This window comes from Nocardioides sp. JQ2195 (assembly GCF_012272695.1).
Lineage (GTDB): Bacteria > Actinomycetota > Actinomycetes > Propionibacteriales > Nocardioidaceae > Nocardioides.
Genome location: NZ_CP050902.1, coordinates 2,780,491 through 2,797,101, shown reverse-complemented (window position 1 = coordinate 2,797,101; position 16,611 = coordinate 2,780,491). Strand labels below are relative to the sequence as shown.

The window sequence follows — 16,611 nt, the reverse complement described above, 5'->3', positions numbered from 1 at the left end:
GGGCCCGAGGACAACGACGTGTCCTCGGGCCCGCCTCGATCGCGCGCTCAGTCCTCCGGGTCGTCCAGCCGGGCGAGCCAGGTGGCGAACCGCTCCACCGGGACCTCGAACTCGGGGAACGTGTCGGTGAACTCCTGCAGTCGCTCGGCCAACCACGCCAGGGTGACTTCCTCGTCACCCCGGCGCTTCTCGAGCTCCTCGATCCCTCGGTCGGTGAAGTACATCGCAGCTCACTCGAAGGCGGCGTCGAGGAGGTTGCGCTGCTCCTCCTGGTGACGCTTGGCCACACCGACGGACGGCGCTGACGAAGCCGGACGGGTCACCGGCTGCACGTCGAGCCCGAGGTCGTCCCAGACGTTCAGCTTGTAGTGCGGCCACGGACCCATGTTGGCCGGCTCGTCCTGCACCCAGCGGACCTGCTTGAGGTTCGGGAACTTCTTCACCTCGGCAGCGATCTGCTCCGACGGGGTCGGGTAGAGGCGTTCCACACGAGCGATCGCGAAGCGGTCACCGTTGTCGCGCTTGGAGCGCTCGACCATCAGGTCCCAGGTGACCCTGCCCGAGCAGAGCAGCAGCGTGTTCACCTTGCTGGGGTCTGCCGTGTCGTCACCGATGAGCGGGAGGAACGAGCCCTCGGTGAAGTCGCTCGGCTGGGAGGCGGCCTCCTTGCGCTTGAGCATCGACTTCGGCGTGAACACCACCAGGGGACGGTGCTCCTCGCCGAGCGAGTGGCGGCGCAGGAGGTGGAAGTAGGACGCCGGGGTCGACGGCTGCGCCACCACGAAGGCCTCCTCGGCACACATGGTGAGGAAGCGCTCGATGCGGGCCGAGGAGTGGTCGGGCCCCTGTCCTTCGTAGCCGTGCGGCAGCAGCATGACGACGCCGGACTGCTGGCGCCACTTCGCCTCGCCCGCGGTGATGAACTCGTCGATCACTGTCTGGGCGCCGTTCACGAAGTCACCGAACTGCGCCTCCCACAGCACCAGGGCGTCCGGACGGGCCACGGAGTAGCCGTACTCGAAGCCGAGGGCCGCGTACTCGGAGAGCAGCGAGTCGTAGACGTGGAACCGGGCCTGGTCCTCGGTGAGGTTGCTCAGCGGGGTCCACTCATCGGCATTCTTGCGGTCGATGATCGTGGCGAAGCGCTGCACGAACGTGCCACGGCGCGAGTCCTGGCCGGCCAGGCGCACCGGGCGCCCCTCCATCAGGAGCGCACCGAAGGCCAGGATCTCTCCGGTGCCCCAGTCGATCGGGCCGTCGGTGATCGCGGCGGCACGACGCTGGAGCTGCGGCATCACCTTCGGGTGGACCGTGAAGCCCGCCGGTGGGGTGATGTAGGCGTCGGAGATGCGCTTGAGCACCTCGGACGAGACCGAGGTGGTCGCCTCGCCAGCCGGCTTCTCCGGATAGTCGGGGACGGTGGTCCACTCGTCGGGCAGGGCGTTCTTTGCCTCGCGCACCTCGGTGAAGACCCGCTCGAGCTGCTGCTGGTAGTCACGCAGCACGGTCTCGGCCTCCTCGATCGTGATGTCGCCACGACCGACCAAGGACTCCGTGTACAGCTTGCGGATGGAACGCTTCTGCTCGATGAGGTCGTACATCAGCGGCTGGGTGTACGACGGGTCGTCGCCCTCGTTGTGGCCGCGACGGCGGTAGCAGACCAGGTCGATGACGACGTCCTTGCGGAACGCCTGGCGGTACTCGAAGGCCAGTCGGGCCACCCGGATGCAGGCCTCGGGGTCGTCACCGTTCACGTGGAAGATTGGTGCCTGGACCATGCGGGCCACGTCGGTGCTGTAGAGCGACGAGCGTGACGAACCGGGGGAGGTGGTGAAGCCGACCTGGTTGTTGACGACGAGGTGGATGGTCCCGCCGGTGCGGTAGCCGCGCAGCTGCGAGAGGTTCAGCGTCTCGGCAACCACGCCCTGACCGGCGAACGCCGCGTCGCCGTGCACCAGGAGCGGCATCACGGGGTACTCGGCGCCCCGGTCGAGCACGTCCTGCTTGGCGCGGGCGATGCCCTCCAGGACCGGGTCGACGGCCTCAAGGTGGGACGGGTTGGCGGCCACGGAGACCTTGATCCGGTCACCCTTGCCGGAGACGAACTCGCCCTCGGCGCCGAGGTGGTACTTCACGTCACCGGAGCCCTGGACGGTGCGGGGGTCGATGTTGCCCTCGAACTCGCGGAAGATCTGGGAGTACTTCTTGCCGACGATGTTGGCCAGGACGTTGAGCCGACCACGGTGGGCCATGCCGATCGTGACCTCGTCGAGCTCGGACTCGGCGGCCGCCTCACAGATCTCGTCGATGACCGGGACCGTGGTCTCGGCACCTTCGAGGCTGAACCGCTTCTGGCCGACGAACTTGGTCTGCAGGAACGTCTCGAACGCCTCTGCCTGGTTGAGCTTGAGCAGGATGCGCAGCTGCTCCTCGCGTGGCGTCTTGGTGTGCGGCACCTCGACGCGCTCCTGGATCCAACGACGCTGCTCGGGGTCCTGGATGTGCATGTACTCGATGCCGATGGTGCGGCAGTAGGAGTCGCGCAGGATGCCGAGGATGTTGCGCAGCTTCATGAAGCGCCGGCCCTCGCCGCCGAACGAACCAGTGGCGAACTCGCGGTCCAGGTCCCACAGGGTCAGCCCGTGCGACTCCACCTCGAGGTCGGGGTGGCTGCGCTGGCGGTACTCGAGGGGGTCGGTGTCGGCCATCATGTGGCCGCGCACGCGGTAGGCGTGGATCAGCTCGAGGATGCGGGCCTGCTTGCTGATGTCGTCGTCGTGCGTGGTGGCGATGTCGCTCGACCAACGGATCGGCTCGTAGGGGATCCGCAGCGACTGGAAGATCTCGTCGTAGAAGCCCTCCTCGCCGAGCAGCAGCTGGTGCACCCGGCGCAGGAACTCGCCCGACTGCGCGCCCTGGATGACGCGGTGGTCGTAGGTGGAGGTGATCGTCAGGATGCGGCTGACCGCGTTGCGGGTCAGGGTCTCCTCGGAGGCGCCCTGGAACTCCGGCGGGTAGTCCATCGAGCCGACACCGATGATCGCGGCCTGGCCGGCCATCAGTCGCGGCACCGAGTTGTTGGTGCCGAGGCCGCCGACGTTGGTCAGGCTGATCGTGGTGCCGGTGTAGTCCTCCATCGTCAGCTTGTTGTCACGCGCCTTGCGGATCATCGCTTCGTACGCTGTCCAGAAGCCGGCGAAGTCCATCGTCTCGCAGCCCTTGATGGACGGCGCCACGAGCTGGCGCGTGCCGTCGGGCTTCTGCTGGTCGATGGCGAGGCCCAGGTTGATGTGGGCCGGGGTGACCATGGTCGGCTTGCCGTTGGTCTCGGTGTAGGAGTTGTTCATCTCCGGCATCGACTTGATGGCCTTGATCAGGGCGTAGCCGATGAGGTGGGTGAACGAGACCTTGCCACCTCGCGCGCGCTTGAGGTGGTTGTTGATCACGGTGCGGTTGTCCCACAGGAGCTTGACGGGGACGTTGCGCACGGAGGTGGCCGTGGGGACGCTCAACGAGACGTCCATGTTCTTCGCGGTGGCCGAGGCGATGCCACGCAGCACCGTGTAGGTGGGCTCGTCGGAGGCCTCCGACTTCTCGGCCGGCTTCGGGTCGCGCGGCTCAGGGCTGGACGTGCCCTTCGCGGGCTCGGCGGGCTTGCTGACGGCACGCGGCTTGGCCACGGGCGCCGGGCTCTGTGCCGCTGCCTGCCCCGGGGCGTCGGCCTGCTTCGGGGAGTCGGCTTGCTTCGCCGGGGACGGCGACGACGACTTGGCTGTCTTGGGGGCCTGAGCGGCAGGCTTGCTCGCCGGACCGGCGTCACCCGAGGCCGCAGGACCGGCCCCGTTGGAGCCGCCCTTGCCCTTGAAGTAGGCGGCCCATTCCGAGCCGACACTGGACGGATCCTTCTTGTACTGCTCATACATCTCGTCGACGAGCCACTCGTTGGCTCCGAAGTCGATGAGGGGGTTGTTCTGCGAGGACTCAGCCACGGCTAGGTTCGCCTCTTCCAGTGCGGCATTGTGGGTTGACGATTCAAGCGTCAAGGCTAGACCCACCCGGCAACAAATGCAGAGGCCGGTGGCACCTTTCGTGCAAGGTGTTGCGAGACACACCGTGGAGGAGGTCGAGGAGTCGTGGAGAAGAAGCGATGCAGAGGTCCGCTGGGAGCGCTGGTGGCGCTGGTGCTGGTCCTGTCGATGGGGGCCTGCAGCGGCGATGACGACGCCGACGATCCGGCCCGACCGGGGCCTTCTGACCCGGGATCCAGCCGGGCCGAGCGCGTCGTGCAGCTGAAGGCCAGCACCGGCAAGGTGACCGGCGCGCTGCCGCGCAAGGTCCACCGGCGCGTGGTCGCCAAGGTGGCCAAGCGGGTCGACCAGTGGTTCGTGGCCGCGTGGCTGGGTGGCGAGTACCCGCGCAAGGCCTCGCGCAAGGCCATGGGTCGCGCCTGGCCCGGCTTCACCCGGGGGTTGTCCGTCCAGGCTCGCAAGGACCTGGACGAGACGACGAACGCCAGGCTGGCGCCGCGGATCGATGACGTCACGGCGGTGCGCAAGAAGGTGAAGGTCGACATCCTTGCGGTGCACGGCAGGGCCGCCGGTGCCACGGCTCGGTTCCGCCTGGTCTTCGACACCTCGGGCGACGTGGAACGACGAGTCCAGGTACGCGGCCAGCTGTCGCTGACCCAGGCCGGGAACGGCTGGAAGGTCTTCGGTTACGACGTACGCCGGTCGCAGGGCGCCATACCCGAGCCCGGCCAGGGGGCCGAACGCAAGAAGGACCGGAAGGCCCACGGGAAGAAGCCCGGCCAGGGGGCCGAACGCAAGAAGGACCGGAAGGCCCAGAAGGCCAAGGAGAAGCGGAAGGAGGACAAGAAGTGATGCGACGCATGATCCGCAACGTCGCCGTTGCTGCGACGCTGGCACTCACGGCACTGGTCGTCCCGAACGGTGCGGTGAACTCGACCGACGCCACCCTCGTCAAGGTGCAACGGGCACACGCCGTGGACCTCTCGCCCGACGTCATCTGGATCCTCGCCCTCGGATCCGATGCCCGGCCGGGGCAGAACGTGACGCGCAGTCGAGCCGACGCCATTCAGCTCGTCGGCATCAACACCCGCACCGGTGCTGCCACCAGCATCGGGATCCCTCGTGACTCCTGGGTCTCGATCCCCGGCCACGGCTCCAACCGGATCAACACCGGCCTCTACTACGGCGGACCCCAGTTGATGGCCCGTGCCGTCGAGGGCCTGACCGGCGTCGAGGCCGACTACGTCATGGTGGCCAGCTTCTGGGGCCTGCGCCAGATGGTCGACGCGATCGGTGGGGTCAGCGTCGACTCACGTCACGCGTTCAGCGATCCCTACCTCCGCCCCCGTGGGTTCAGGGTCGGCCGGCAACACCTCAACGGGATGGGTGCCCTTGCCTTCTCGCGCGTGCGCAAGTCACTGCCTCGCGGTGACTTCGACCGCTCCGCCAACCAGCAGGAGACGCTGCGCGCGATCCAGGAGCAGGTGCACCGTCGCGCCGCCGAGCCGGGCTTCCTCGACCGCGGGGCGCTGGCGGTGCTCAAGCACATGGACGCGCAGGTGGCGCCCAAGGAACTGTTCAAGATTGCCCGGGCGGTGGCAGCGGTGCGCTCCGACCGGATCACCCGCTGTGTGGTCAACGGCAGCATCGGCAACATCGGCGGAGCCAGTGTCGTCCTGCCGTTCACGGCGCAGGCTCGCAGGTACGGCAACGACGCTCGCCGGGACGCAGTCATCTCCAGATGCTGACGGGGCTCGGCTGAACGGGCTCGGCTGAACCGAGTGCTGCTGAACGGGCTCGGCCGAACGGGATCGGCTGAACGGGCTCGGAAATCACGGAAGGGACGGTCCCGTTCGGGGGCCGTCCCTTCCGTGATCTCAGCGGGTCAGGACTTGCGGATGCGTGCCTTGGCGAAGCCGAGGTTGAGCGTGCCGAGCGAGCCGTCGAGCAGGTCGAGGCGCAGCGCAGTCACCTCGATCGAGGTCTTGGACTTCTTCTTCACCATGAAGGAGATCTTGACGACTCCGGGGATCTCGACCGCCTTGCCCGGGGCGGGCAGGGCGATCTTCTCTCCGCCGATGAGGATCTCGGCGACCTTGCTGCCCTTGATGGACTTGACCAGCTTGCCGTTGGCCCTGCGCTTGACGTTGGCGCGGCCGACGACACCGCTGACCTCGATGCCGGTGTCACCTGCCTTGAGGGACAGGTTGGCGACGCGGCCCATGGTCCAGGCCGTGGCCCGGTTCCGGGAGCGCTGCTTGCCGTAGGTCAGGGCCTCGACCGCGCCGACCTTGAGCAGGTTGGCGTTGAGCAGGTCGACGCCGGCGGTGGAGTTCTTCAGGACCTTGCCGTCGGTGCCCTCGCACTTGAGGACCTTGTTGCCCAGGGGACCGAGCTTGACCGTGCCGTCGAGCAGCGAAGCCTTGATCGCCTGGCCCTTGCCGGTCATCACGCCCGAGGTCACACCCTTGGCGATGCGGGCGTTGGCCCGGCCGATGCGCACGGAGATGTCGTCACCGCCGCCGGGGGCGGCGTCGGGGCCGTAGAGCTTCACGCGCAGGCTGGTGGCGCGGGCACGAGCGTGCTTCTTGGTGACGTTCTCGGTCTTGTCGCCGAGGTTGAGCACTCCGAGACCCGGGATCGGCAGGCTCCCACCGTTCTTCTGGATCTCCTTGAGGAGGACGTTCAACGGGTTGGCCACGCCGTCGAGGATGTCGTCGAGGACGGTTCCGGTCTTGGCGTTGATCTTCAGCGCGTCGAAGGTGGCCTTGGCGTGCAGCTTGCCGGACTTGCCCGCAAAGGCGTTCGCCTTGGTGGACAGGCCGGTGATCTCGATGCGGATGCCGTTCGGGTCGCCCAGCGTGACCGCAGCCACCTGGTTGGTGCTGAGCGTGCCGACGCGACCGTTCTTGCGGTAGCTCGAGGTGTTGCTGGTGATCGTGCCGACCTTCAGCACCCCGGCGACGTTCGTGTCCGCGATCGACTTGTGGTCGCGCTTGCCGGTGTTGCGGGTGCAACCGACGGTCGAGTTCGCCGTCGGGGACGAGGTGACCCCGACCAGTCCGGTGGTGGCCTTGGTGCCGTAGGCATATCCATTGAAGACGTAGTCGGTGGTGCGCTTCGCGGCTTGGGCCGACTGGGCGTCGGCGCCCGCAGTGATGGACAAGGTGCCTGCCGCGGCCATCGCGGCCACGGTCGAGGCGGCAAGGAATCGCCGCACGGACGTCTTCATGTGTTCTCCCCAGAATGAATGAAATTGGTTGTTCGGCCGAAGACTGCTCCCGAGTGGCCTCTTAAGCTAGAACGTTTGGGGGGCAGATCTGTTACGAAGTCTTTCGCAAGTTCTTGCAAGGCGTGGCGCTTTCGCGAGAACTGGGATGAGGGCGCCCCACGCCACTTGGGCCGCGCAGTGATGCGGCACACAGGCCGGATCGGCCCGAAATCCAGGAGTCCCGGGCCCAACGAGTGGGACCGGGACTCCTGCGATCTCTTCCGAGATGATTGTGCGCCTCCGGCAGGATTCGAACCTGCGGCACCTGGTACCGGAAACCAGTGCTCTATCCCCTGAGCTACGGAGGCATGCGCACCCAGTGCTGTGACCGGGCGCGCTGCAGAAGACTACCGGTCGATACTCGAGTGAGGGAAACCGACTCCCGCCGATAGGCTGGGCGGGTGAATCCCGAGCAGCTCTCCTCCGCCGTCGTCACCGTCCTCACCTCCCTCGTCGACGAGGGAGCCCTCGTCCTCCCCGACGGGGTCCCGACCGAGGTGACGATCGAGCGTCCCCGCCAGAAGGGCCACGGAGACTACGCCACGAACGTGGCGCTGCAGCTGGCCAAGAAGGCCGGGACCAACCCGCGCGCCCTGGCCGAGCTGGTCGCAGCGAAGCTCGCCGACTCCGACGGTGTCGCGGGCGTCGAGGTCGCCGGCCCGGGATTCCTCAACATCAGCGTCGACGCCGGGGCCCAGGGCCAGGTGGCCGCGAGCGTGGTCGCGGCAGGGACGTCGTACGGCACCTCCGAGACGATGGCCGGCCAGCGGATCAACGTCGAGTTCATCTCGGCGAACCCGACCGGTCCGCTGCACCTCGGCCACACCAGGTGGGCCGTGCTCGGTGACGCCATCGGGCGCGTGCTCTCGGCGGCCGGTGCCGATGTGACGCGTGAGTTCTACATCAACGACCGCGGCGTCCAGATGAACCACTTCGCCGACTCCATCGTCGCCTCGGCGCTGGGAGAGCCCAAGCCCGAGAACGGCTACGCCGGCGGCTACATCGACGACCTCGCCCGCCAGGTGGGAGCGGCCAGTCCCGGCATCTTCGACCTGCCCGACGAGGAACGTCGGGCTGCGGTGCGGGCGAAGGGGTACGAGATCCAGCTCGCGGAGCAGCAGCGGGCACTGGAGGTCTTCAACACTCACTTCGACGTGTGGTTCTCCGAGCTGTCGTTGCATGACGACGGTGCGGTGCCCGAGACCCTGGCCAGGCTCAAGGAGCTGGGCCACGTCTTCGAGGAGGGGGGCGCCCTGTGGATGCGCACCACCGACTTCGGCGACGACAAGGACCGGGTGCTGATCAAGTCGGACGGCGAGCTGACCTACTTCGCCTCCGACACTGCCTATTACCTCAACAAGCGCGCCCGGGGCTTCGACCACTGCATCTACCTGCTCGGCGCCGACCACCACGGCTACGTCGGACGGCTCCGGGCGATGGCAGCCTGCGCGGGCGACGACCCGGCCGAGACGCTCGACGTGATGATCGGCCAGCTGGTCAAGATCCTGCGTGACGGCGAGGAGCTCAAGCTCTCCAAGCGGGCCGGCACGATCGTCACGCTCACTGAGCTCGCCGACGAGATCGGTGTGGACGCGTTGCGCTACTCCCTGGCGCGCTATCCCGCGGACTCCCCGCTCACTCTCGACGTCGAGGAGATCACCAAGGCCTCCAACGACAACCCGGTCTACTACGTGCAGTACGGCCACGCCCGCACCTGCCGGATGATCGAGAACGCCTCCGACCTGGGGATGAGCCTGCCCGAGGGCGACTCGTTCGACCCGGGCCTTCTCTCCCACGAGCTCGAGGGCCGCCTCCTCCGGGCCCTGGCCGAGTTCCCGCGGGTGGTGGCGAGCGCCGCCGAGCTCAGGGAACCGCACAGGGTCGCGCGTTACCTGGAGGACACCACGTCGGTGTTCAACAAGTGGTACGACACCCGCGAGTGCCGGATGTTGCCGCAGGGTGATGAGCCGGCAGGTCCGCTCAACGAGGCGCGCCTGGTGCTGGTCCACGCGACCCGGACCGTGCTCGGCAACGGGCTCGACCTGCTCGGTGTCTCTGCTCCCGAAAGGATGTGAGCCGCAGTGCCCACCGCCCACCCGTCCGGCTGGGCGCACGCCGATGGTGCCCTGCGTGGGCCCCAGTGGTTGCGCGAGCCTGACGACTCCAACACCCTGGTCCAGCAGCTCTGGTCCTCGACCGCCCACAAGAACGACGACGGCGCGCTGGTCGTGGGGGGAGTGGACCTGCGTGACCTGGTCGCCGAGCACGGCTCTCCGGCGTACGTCCTCGACGAGGACGACTTCCGTGGCCGCGCCCGCGCCTTCCGCGATGCCTTCGCGGCCTACGACGTCTACTACGCGGGCAAGGCGTTCCTGTGCACGACCGTCGCCCGGTGGATCGCCGAGGAGGGCCTCTGTCTCGACGTCTGCTCCAACAGCGAGCTCACCGTCGCGCTGAGGGGCGGCGTGGACCCGGCCCGCATCGGCTACCACGGCAACAACAAGTCGACGGCAGACCTGCGCCGCGCCGTGGAGGTCGGGGTCGGCCGCATCGTCGTCGACTCCTTCCACGAGATCGACCGGCTGGTCGAGATCGGTGCGCGCGCGAAGGTGATGATCCGGGTCACCGCCGGCGTCGAGGCGCACACCCACGAATACATCGCCACCGCCCACGAGGACCAGAAGTTCGGCTTCTCCATCACGGCAGGCGACGCCTTCGAGGCGGTACGCCGGGTGCTCGCGGCGCCTGGCCTCGAGCTGCTCGGACTGCACAGCCACATCGGCAGCCAGATCTTCGACTCCTCCGGGTTCGAGGTGGCCGCGCGACGGGTGCTGGCCCTGCACGCCCGGGTCTCGGACGAGCTGTCGGTCACCATGCCCGAGATGGACCTCGGCGGGGGCTTCGGCATTGCCTACACGACGCAGGACGACCCGTCCGACCCCGCACAGCTGGCCACCGAGATGAGCAAGATCGTCGAGCACGAGTGCCGGGCGCTCGGCGTCGACGAGCCGCGGCTCTCGATCGAGCCCGGCCGGGCGATCGTCGGACCCAGCATGTGCTCCATCTATGAGGTGGGCACAGTCAAGGAGGTCGCACTCGACGGCCCCAAGGACGCCAACCCCCGGCGCACCTACGTGTCGGTCGATGGGGGCATGAGCGACAACATCCGCACTGCCCTCTATGACGCTGACTACTCCTGCACCCTGGCCTCACGACGCTCCGACGCGGCGCCGGTGCTGGCGCGGGTGGTCGGCAAGCACTGCGAGGCCGGTGACATCATCGTCAAGGACGAGTTCCTGCCCGGCGACGTGGCCCCCGGCGACCTCGTGGCCGTCCCCGGGACGGGTGCCTACTGCCGCTCGATGGCGTCCAACTACAACCACGCCCTGCGCCCACCGGTGATCGCTGTGCGGGACGGTGTCGCGCGCGTCGTCGTACGACGAGAGACTGAGGACGACCTGCTGGCCACGGACGTGGCCGCTCAGGACGCACGGCACACGGATGGAGCAAGCAGTTGAGTCAGGCAAGCAGCATGGGGTCCGGGAAGCGGCTGAAGGTCGCCGTCCTGGGCTGCGGATCGGTCGGGTCCCAGGTGGTGCGACTGCTCACCGAGCAGAGCGACGACCTGACCGCCCGGATCGGCGCCCCCGTCGAGCTCGTGGGCGTGGCGGTCCGCCGCCTCGACGCGCCGCGTGAGATCGAGGTGCCCGAGGGCCTGCTGACCACCGACGCCGAAGGACTGTTGACGCGCGGTGACATCGACCTCGTGGTGGAGGTCATCGGTGGCATCGAGCCGGCCCGTGGGCTGATCCTGACCGCCCTGGAGAACGGCGCCTCGGTGGTCACCGCCAACAAGGCGCTGCTGGCCGAGGACGGCCCGACCCTGTTCGACGCCGCCGCCAAGGCCGGCCGCGACGTCTACTACGAGGCCGCGGTCGCCGGCGCCATTCCCATCCTGCGTCCCCTGCGCGAATCACTGGCCGGCGACAAGGTCACCCGTGTGCTGGGCATCGTCAACGGCACCACCAACTTCATCCTCGACAAGATGGAGACCTCCGGGGCCGGCTTCGCCGAGGCCCTCGAGGAGGCCCAGGAGCTCGGGTACGCCGAGGCGGACCCCACCGCGGACGTCGAGGGTTTCGACGCAGCCGCGAAGGCCGCGATCCTGGCCAGCATCTCCTTCCACACGCGCGTGAACGCCGCCGACGTCTATCGCGAGGGCATCTCCGAGGTGAGCGCGGCCGACGTGCAGTCGGCGCGCGACATGAAGTGCGTGGTCAAGCTGCTGGCGATCTGTGAGCTGAAGGACGGTGCGGTCTCGGCGCGCGTCCACCCGGCGATGATCCCGGCCACGCACCCGCTGGCGTCGGTGCGAGAGGCCTACAACGCAGTGTTCGTGGAGTCGGAGGCTGCCGGCCAGCTGATGTTCTACGGCCCCGGTGCCGGTGGTTCACCGACCGCCTCGGCCGTCCTGGGCGACCTGGTCTCGGCGGCTCGCAACCGGCTCAGCGACACCCGCGGCCCGGGTGAGTCGGCGTACGCCGATCTCGCGGTGCTGCCGATGGGCGAGACCGTGACCCGTTATCACGTCGCCATCGACGTGATGGATCGAGCCGGTGTGCTCGCCGCGGTGGCGCAGGCGTTCGCCGAGCACGGCGTCTCCATCCAGACGGTGCGTCAGGAGGGCCGTGGTGAGGACGCTCAGCTCGTGGTGGTCTCGCACCGTGCGACCGACGCCCAGCTCGCCGCGACGGTGGCGCACCTGCAGGACATGGACATGGTTCGTGAGGTCACTTCGGTGATGCGTGTGGAAGGGGAGAGCGAATGAGCGGCAGCACCGGCGTCCACCAGTGGAGGGGCGTGATCGAGGAGTACCGCGACCGCCTCGACATCCCCGCGGGCACACCGGCGATCACCCTTCGCGAGGGTGGCACCCCCCTGGTCGAGTCGGGCTGGCTCTCCGGGCTGACCGGCGCGCAGGTGTGGTTGAAGGTCGAGGGCGACAACCCGACCGGCTCGTTCAAGGACCGTGGCATGACCGCCGCGATCTCGGTGGCCGCGTTCGAGGGTGCCAAGGCCGTGGTGTGCGCGTCGACCGGCAACACGTCGGCATCGATGGCCGCCTACGCGGTCAAGGCCGGGCTCAAGCCGTTGGTGCTCGTGCCCGAGGGCAAGATCGCGGCCGGCAAGATGGCCCAGGCGATCGTGCACGGGGCCCAGGTGATCATGGTCCGCGGAAACTTCGACGACTGCCTGCAGATTGCCCGCGGCCTGTCGGAGAACTACCCGGTGGCGCTGGTGAACTCGGTCAACCCGATCCGGCTGCAGGGACAGAAGACTGCCTCGTTCGAGATCGTGGACTTCCTCGGTGACGCCCCCGACTTCCACTTCCTGCCGGTCGGCAATGCCGGCAACATCTCGGCGTACTGGTTGGGATACAACGAGTACGTCGCCTCCGGCAACGCCACCCGTCGACCGGTGATGCGAGGCTTCCAGGCCGAGGGCGCGGCCCCGCTCGTCACCGGTGAGCCGTTCCCGGACCCGGAGACCAAGGCGACCGCGATCCGCGTCGGCAACCCGGCGTCGTGGAAGCTCGCCGAGGCAGCCGCGAGTGAGTCCGGCGGCCACTTCACGGCGCTGAGCGATGCCGAGATCCTCGCCGCGCAGCAGAAGCTGGCCTCCAGTGACGGCGTCTTCGTGGAGCCCGCCTCGGCGGCCGGCGTCGCCGGGCTGCTCAAGGCACTCGAGGCGGGGGAGAGCTTCACCGGCACGACGGTCGTGATCACCGTGACGGGCCACGGCCTCAAGGACACCGCCACAGCGCTGGAGGGGTTCGGCGAGCTGGTCGACAACGTGGTGGATCCCGATGTCGACGCGGCAGCGGCCGCCGCCGGCCTCGTCTGACATGGTCCGTTTCATCGAGGGACCGATCACCGTGTCCGTCCCGGCCACCTCGGCCAACCTCGGGCCCGGCTTCGACTCCCTCGGGCTGGCTCTCGCCCTGAGGGACGAGCTGACCGCCGAGGTGACCGATGACGGAATCGTGATCGGGATCGAGGGGAACGGTGCTGACGACGTGCCGCGCGACGAGTCGCACCTGGTCGTGCGGGCGATGCGGGCCGCCTTCGACGTCATGCAGGGCCAGCCCCGGGGGCTGCGGCTGCACTGCCTGAACCGGATCCCCCACGCTCGCGGGATGGGGTCGTCGTCGGCCGCCATCGTCGGAGGCATCGTCCTGGCACGGGCGCTGGTGGCCGGCGGACAGCTGGTGATGGACGACGAGGCGGTGTTCCGCCTGGCCGCGGAGCTGGAAGGTCACCCCGACAACGTCGCGCCCGCGCTCCACGGAGGGTTCGTGATCTCCGGTCGGGAGGCCAACGACTTCTGGGCCGCGACGTCCGCCCTCGATCCCCGGGTGTCCGCGGTCGTCTTCATCCCGCCCACACCGGTCTCCACCGAGTCCGCGCGGGGCCTGTTGCCGGAGTCGGTTCCCCACGCCGACGCGGCAGCGAATGCCGGGCGTACGGCGCTCCTGGTGGCCAGCCTCGCCGGAAAGCCCGAGCTGCTTCCGCTCGCCACTCGCGACTACCTGCACCAGGACTACCGCGAGTCGGCGATGCCCGAGTCCTGGGCGCTGATGCGTGCGCTGCGTGCTGACGGGCACGCCGCCATCATCTCCGGGGCCGGACCGACGGTCCTCGTCTTCACCGACGGACCCATGCAGCCGCTGGGTGACTGGTCGACCGGGGCTGCGGCACTGGTGGCACGCTGCCCGGAAGGCTGGACCGCGTTGCACCTGGACCTCGAGACGACCGGGGCACGCCTCGCCGGCTGACCGGGGATCCCCGCGTGGCGGCGTTGTCGTCGCCGCGCCGGTCGGGGTGGTCCCGCCCGGGAGTCGTCGACGCCGGTGTTAGGCTGACTGCGCGCCATGATCATTCGGCGTTCGCACTTGACCCGGCTCGCCCGGCGCGGTGCACCTCTCCTTGTTCGTCCGTCGTGAGTCGACCGTCACCCACGGTGATCCCGCCTCCGGAGGCGACGAGGCACACACACGAGATGTCGACGGCACTCGAGCCGCATCGGCACAGATACGTGGTAAGGACCTCACGTGACGGAATCCACCGAATCGACCACCGCCGCAGCCTCGGCTCCGAAGAAGCGCAGTGGTGGACTCAACTCCATGCTGATCGCCGACCTCAAGGCGATGGCGGGTGCCATCGGCATCAGCGGCGCCGAGAGCATGAAGAAGGCCCAGCTGGTCGCGGCGATCAAGGCCGTCCAGACCGAGCACGCCAACTCCACCAAGGGTGCGGCGGCCGCGAAGGCCCCCTCGAAGCGGGCGTCGGACCCAGCCCAGGCACAGGACACGACGCAGGACACGACGCAGGACGCGACGCAGGGCACGGTGCAGGACTCGTCGGCGCAGCAGGCGGGCGACCACGTTGCCACCCGCGACGGGTCGGCTCCTCGTGCTGATGGCGCGAGCAACGACAAGCAGGACCACCGAGGTGGCCGCCGCCAGCAGGATTCCGAGCAGCAGTCCGGCCAGGGCCGTGACAAGCAGGGCGGCGACAAGCAGGGGCGCGACAAGCAGGGGCGCGACCAGGAGCAGGGCCAGCAGAACCAGCAGGGCGGCGAGCAGCAGTCCGGCCAGGGCCGTGACAAGCAGGGCGGCGACAAGCAGGGCGGCGAGAAGCAGGGGCGCGACAAGCAGGGCCGGGACAAGCAGGGGCGCGACCAGGAGCAGGGCCAGCCGAACCAGCAGAACCAGCAGAACCAGCAGGGCGGCGAGCAGCAGTCCGGCCAGGGCCGTGACAAACAGGGCGGCGACAAGCAGGGGCGCGGCCAGCAGCAGGGCCAGCAGAACCAGCAGAACGCCCGGGGTCAGCAGGGCCGTGACAAGCAGCAGGACCAGCAGGACAGCGGGCAGGACGACAAGCAGCAGGCCGGCCAGGGGCGCGACAACCAGCAGAACCAGAACCAGCAGAACCAGAACCAGCAGGACCACGACGACCAGGGCAACACGAGTCGCAACCGTCGCCGCCGAGGGCGTGACCGCTCCGAGCGCAACGAGCGTGGCGGTCGCACCCGCAACGAGCCCGACACCACGATCCTCGAGGACGACGTCCTCGTGCCGGCTGCGGGCATCCTCGATGTCCTCGACAACTACGCCTTCGTCCGCACGAGCGGCTACCTGCCCGGAGCCGACGACGTCTACGTCTCGCTCTCCATGGTGCGCAAGTTCGGCCTCCGTCGCGGAGACGCGATCGTCGGCCAGGTCCGCCAGCCGCGTGAGGGCGAGCGCAAGGAGAAGTTCAACCCGATGGTCCGCATCGATGCGGTCAACGGTGCCGACCCCGAGTCGGTGCGCAACCGGGTCGACTTCTCCCAGCTGACTCCTGTCCACCCCTCCGAGCGACTCCGCCTCGAGACCGACGCGAGCAACCTGATCGGGCGGATCGTCGACATCGCGGCACCGATCGGCAAGGGACAACGTGGCCTGATCGTGTCGCCGGCCAAGGCCGGCAGGACGACGGTCCTGCAGTCGATCGCCAGCTCGATCACGACCAACAACCCGGAGTGCCACCTGATGGTGGTCCTGATCGACGAGCGGCCCGAAGAGGTCACGGACTTCCAGCGTTCGGTCAAGGGCGAGGTCATCTCGTCGACCTTCGACCGTCCGGCCAGCGACCACACCACGGTCGCCGAGCTGGCCATCGAACGAGCCAAGCGCCTCGTGGAGCTCGGGCACGACGTGGTCGTGCTGCTCGACGGGATCACTCGACTGGGCCGTGCCTACAACATGTCGACGTCGACCAGCGGTCGGGTGCTCCCGGGAGGCGGTGACTCGGCAGCACTCCACCCGCCGAAGGCGTTCTTCGGCGCTGCCCGCAACATCGAGGGCGGCGGTTCGTTGACCATCGTGGCGGCCGCGCGGATCGAGTCCGGTTCGAAGATGGACGACGTGATCTTCGAGGAGATCAGGGACACCGCCAACATGGTGCTGCGGTTGCGCGGGGAGCTCGCCGAGAGGCGGGTCTTCCCGGCGATCGACGTCGTGCAGTCGGGCACCCGACGCGAGGACCTGCTGCTGGGTGAGGAGGAGGTCGAGATCATCGCGGAGCTGCGCCGATCCTTCTCCGGGATGGCAGTCGAGGAGGCTGCGGAGACGCTGCTGCAGCGGCTGAAGAAGTCCCGGAACAACATCGAGCTCCTCACCCGTCTGCAAAGGTCGACGCCCGCCACCGGCACCGGCGGCTGACACTCGGTCCGGGTGACCCGCCTCGAGGCGCATGGGGTGTTGGGAAC

The 16,611-nt window shown here is 68.6% G+C and carries 11 protein-coding genes and 1 tRNA gene; 8 read left to right on the top strand and 4 right to left on the bottom strand.

Going from position 1 to position 16,611, the window contains the following annotated elements; translation table 11 throughout:
• Positions 1–47: 47 nt before the first annotated feature.
• Positions 48–224 (bottom strand): DUF6104 family protein, encoded by a 177-nt coding sequence (locus ncot_RS13195; RefSeq protein ID WP_168618032.1) that lies wholly within the window; start codon positions 222–224, stop codon positions 48–50.
• Positions 225–230: 6 nt separating this feature from the next.
• Positions 231–3,989 carry a multifunctional oxoglutarate decarboxylase/oxoglutarate dehydrogenase thiamine pyrophosphate-binding subunit/dihydrolipoyllysine-residue succinyltransferase subunit gene (locus ncot_RS13190; protein ID WP_206064963.1) on the bottom strand — a complete coding sequence of 1,253 codons (3,759 nt, stop codon included), beginning with the start codon at positions 3,987–3,989 and terminating at the stop codon, positions 231–233.
• Positions 3,990–4,133: 144 nt separating this feature from the next.
• Here ncot_RS13190 and ncot_RS13185 point away from each other — a divergent pair, with 144 nt between their 5' ends.
• Entirely contained in the window at positions 4,134–4,880 is a 747-nt protein-coding gene (locus ncot_RS13185; RefSeq protein ID WP_168618030.1) for a hypothetical protein, read from the top strand.
• Entirely contained in the window at positions 4,880–5,776 is an 897-nt protein-coding gene (locus ncot_RS13180) for an LCP family protein (protein WP_168618029.1), read from the top strand. The genes ncot_RS13185 and ncot_RS13180 overlap by 1 nt, the downstream gene beginning before the upstream one ends.
• A 137-nt stretch (positions 5,777–5,913) precedes the next feature.
• Here the strand turns inward: ncot_RS13180 and ncot_RS13175 are convergent, their stop codons facing one another.
• Both ncot_RS13175 and ncot_RS13170 read right to left on the bottom strand, forming a co-directional pair.
• Positions 5,914–7,260, bottom strand: coding sequence for a choice-of-anchor P family protein (locus tag ncot_RS13175; RefSeq protein ID WP_168618028.1), 1,347 nt, complete (start codon positions 7,258–7,260; stop codon positions 5,914–5,916).
• 274 nt (positions 7,261–7,534) lie between these two features.
• A tRNA-Arg gene (locus ncot_RS13170) sits at positions 7,535–7,607 on the bottom strand.
• A gap of 93 nt (positions 7,608–7,700) precedes the next feature.
• On the opposite strand from ncot_RS13170, the gene argS reads away from it, so the two are divergent.
• From argS to rho, 6 genes are all read left to right on the top strand, one after another.
• A complete protein-coding gene (gene argS, locus ncot_RS13165) occupies positions 7,701–9,374 on the top strand; it encodes an arginine--tRNA ligase (RefSeq protein ID WP_168618027.1) in 1,674 nt (557 codons plus the stop codon).
• A 6-nt stretch (positions 9,375–9,380) separates the two neighbouring features.
• Complete coding sequence (gene lysA, locus ncot_RS13160; RefSeq protein ID WP_168618026.1) at positions 9,381–10,817, top strand: diaminopimelate decarboxylase; 1,437 nt, start codon at positions 9,381–9,383, stop codon at positions 10,815–10,817.
• Positions 10,818–10,831: 14 nt separating this feature from the next.
• Complete coding sequence (locus tag ncot_RS13155; RefSeq protein WP_168618025.1) at positions 10,832–12,127, top strand: homoserine dehydrogenase; 1,296 nt, start codon at positions 10,832–10,834, stop codon at positions 12,125–12,127.
• The gene (thrC, locus tag ncot_RS13150; RefSeq protein ID WP_168618024.1) at positions 12,124–13,203 is read left to right on the top strand and encodes a threonine synthase; all 1,080 of its coding nucleotides are present in this window, start codon (positions 12,124–12,126) and stop codon (positions 13,201–13,203) included. Before ncot_RS13155 ends, thrC begins: the two co-directional genes overlap by 4 nt.
• 1 nt (position 13,204) lies before the next feature.
• Complete coding sequence (gene thrB, locus ncot_RS13145) at positions 13,205–14,134, top strand: homoserine kinase (protein ID WP_168618023.1); 930 nt, start codon at positions 13,205–13,207, stop codon at positions 14,132–14,134.
• 276 nt (positions 14,135–14,410) lie between these two features.
• Entirely contained in the window at positions 14,411–16,564 is a 2,154-nt protein-coding gene (rho, locus tag ncot_RS13140; protein WP_168618022.1) for a transcription termination factor Rho, read from the top strand.
• Positions 16,565–16,611 lie beyond the last annotated feature (47 nt).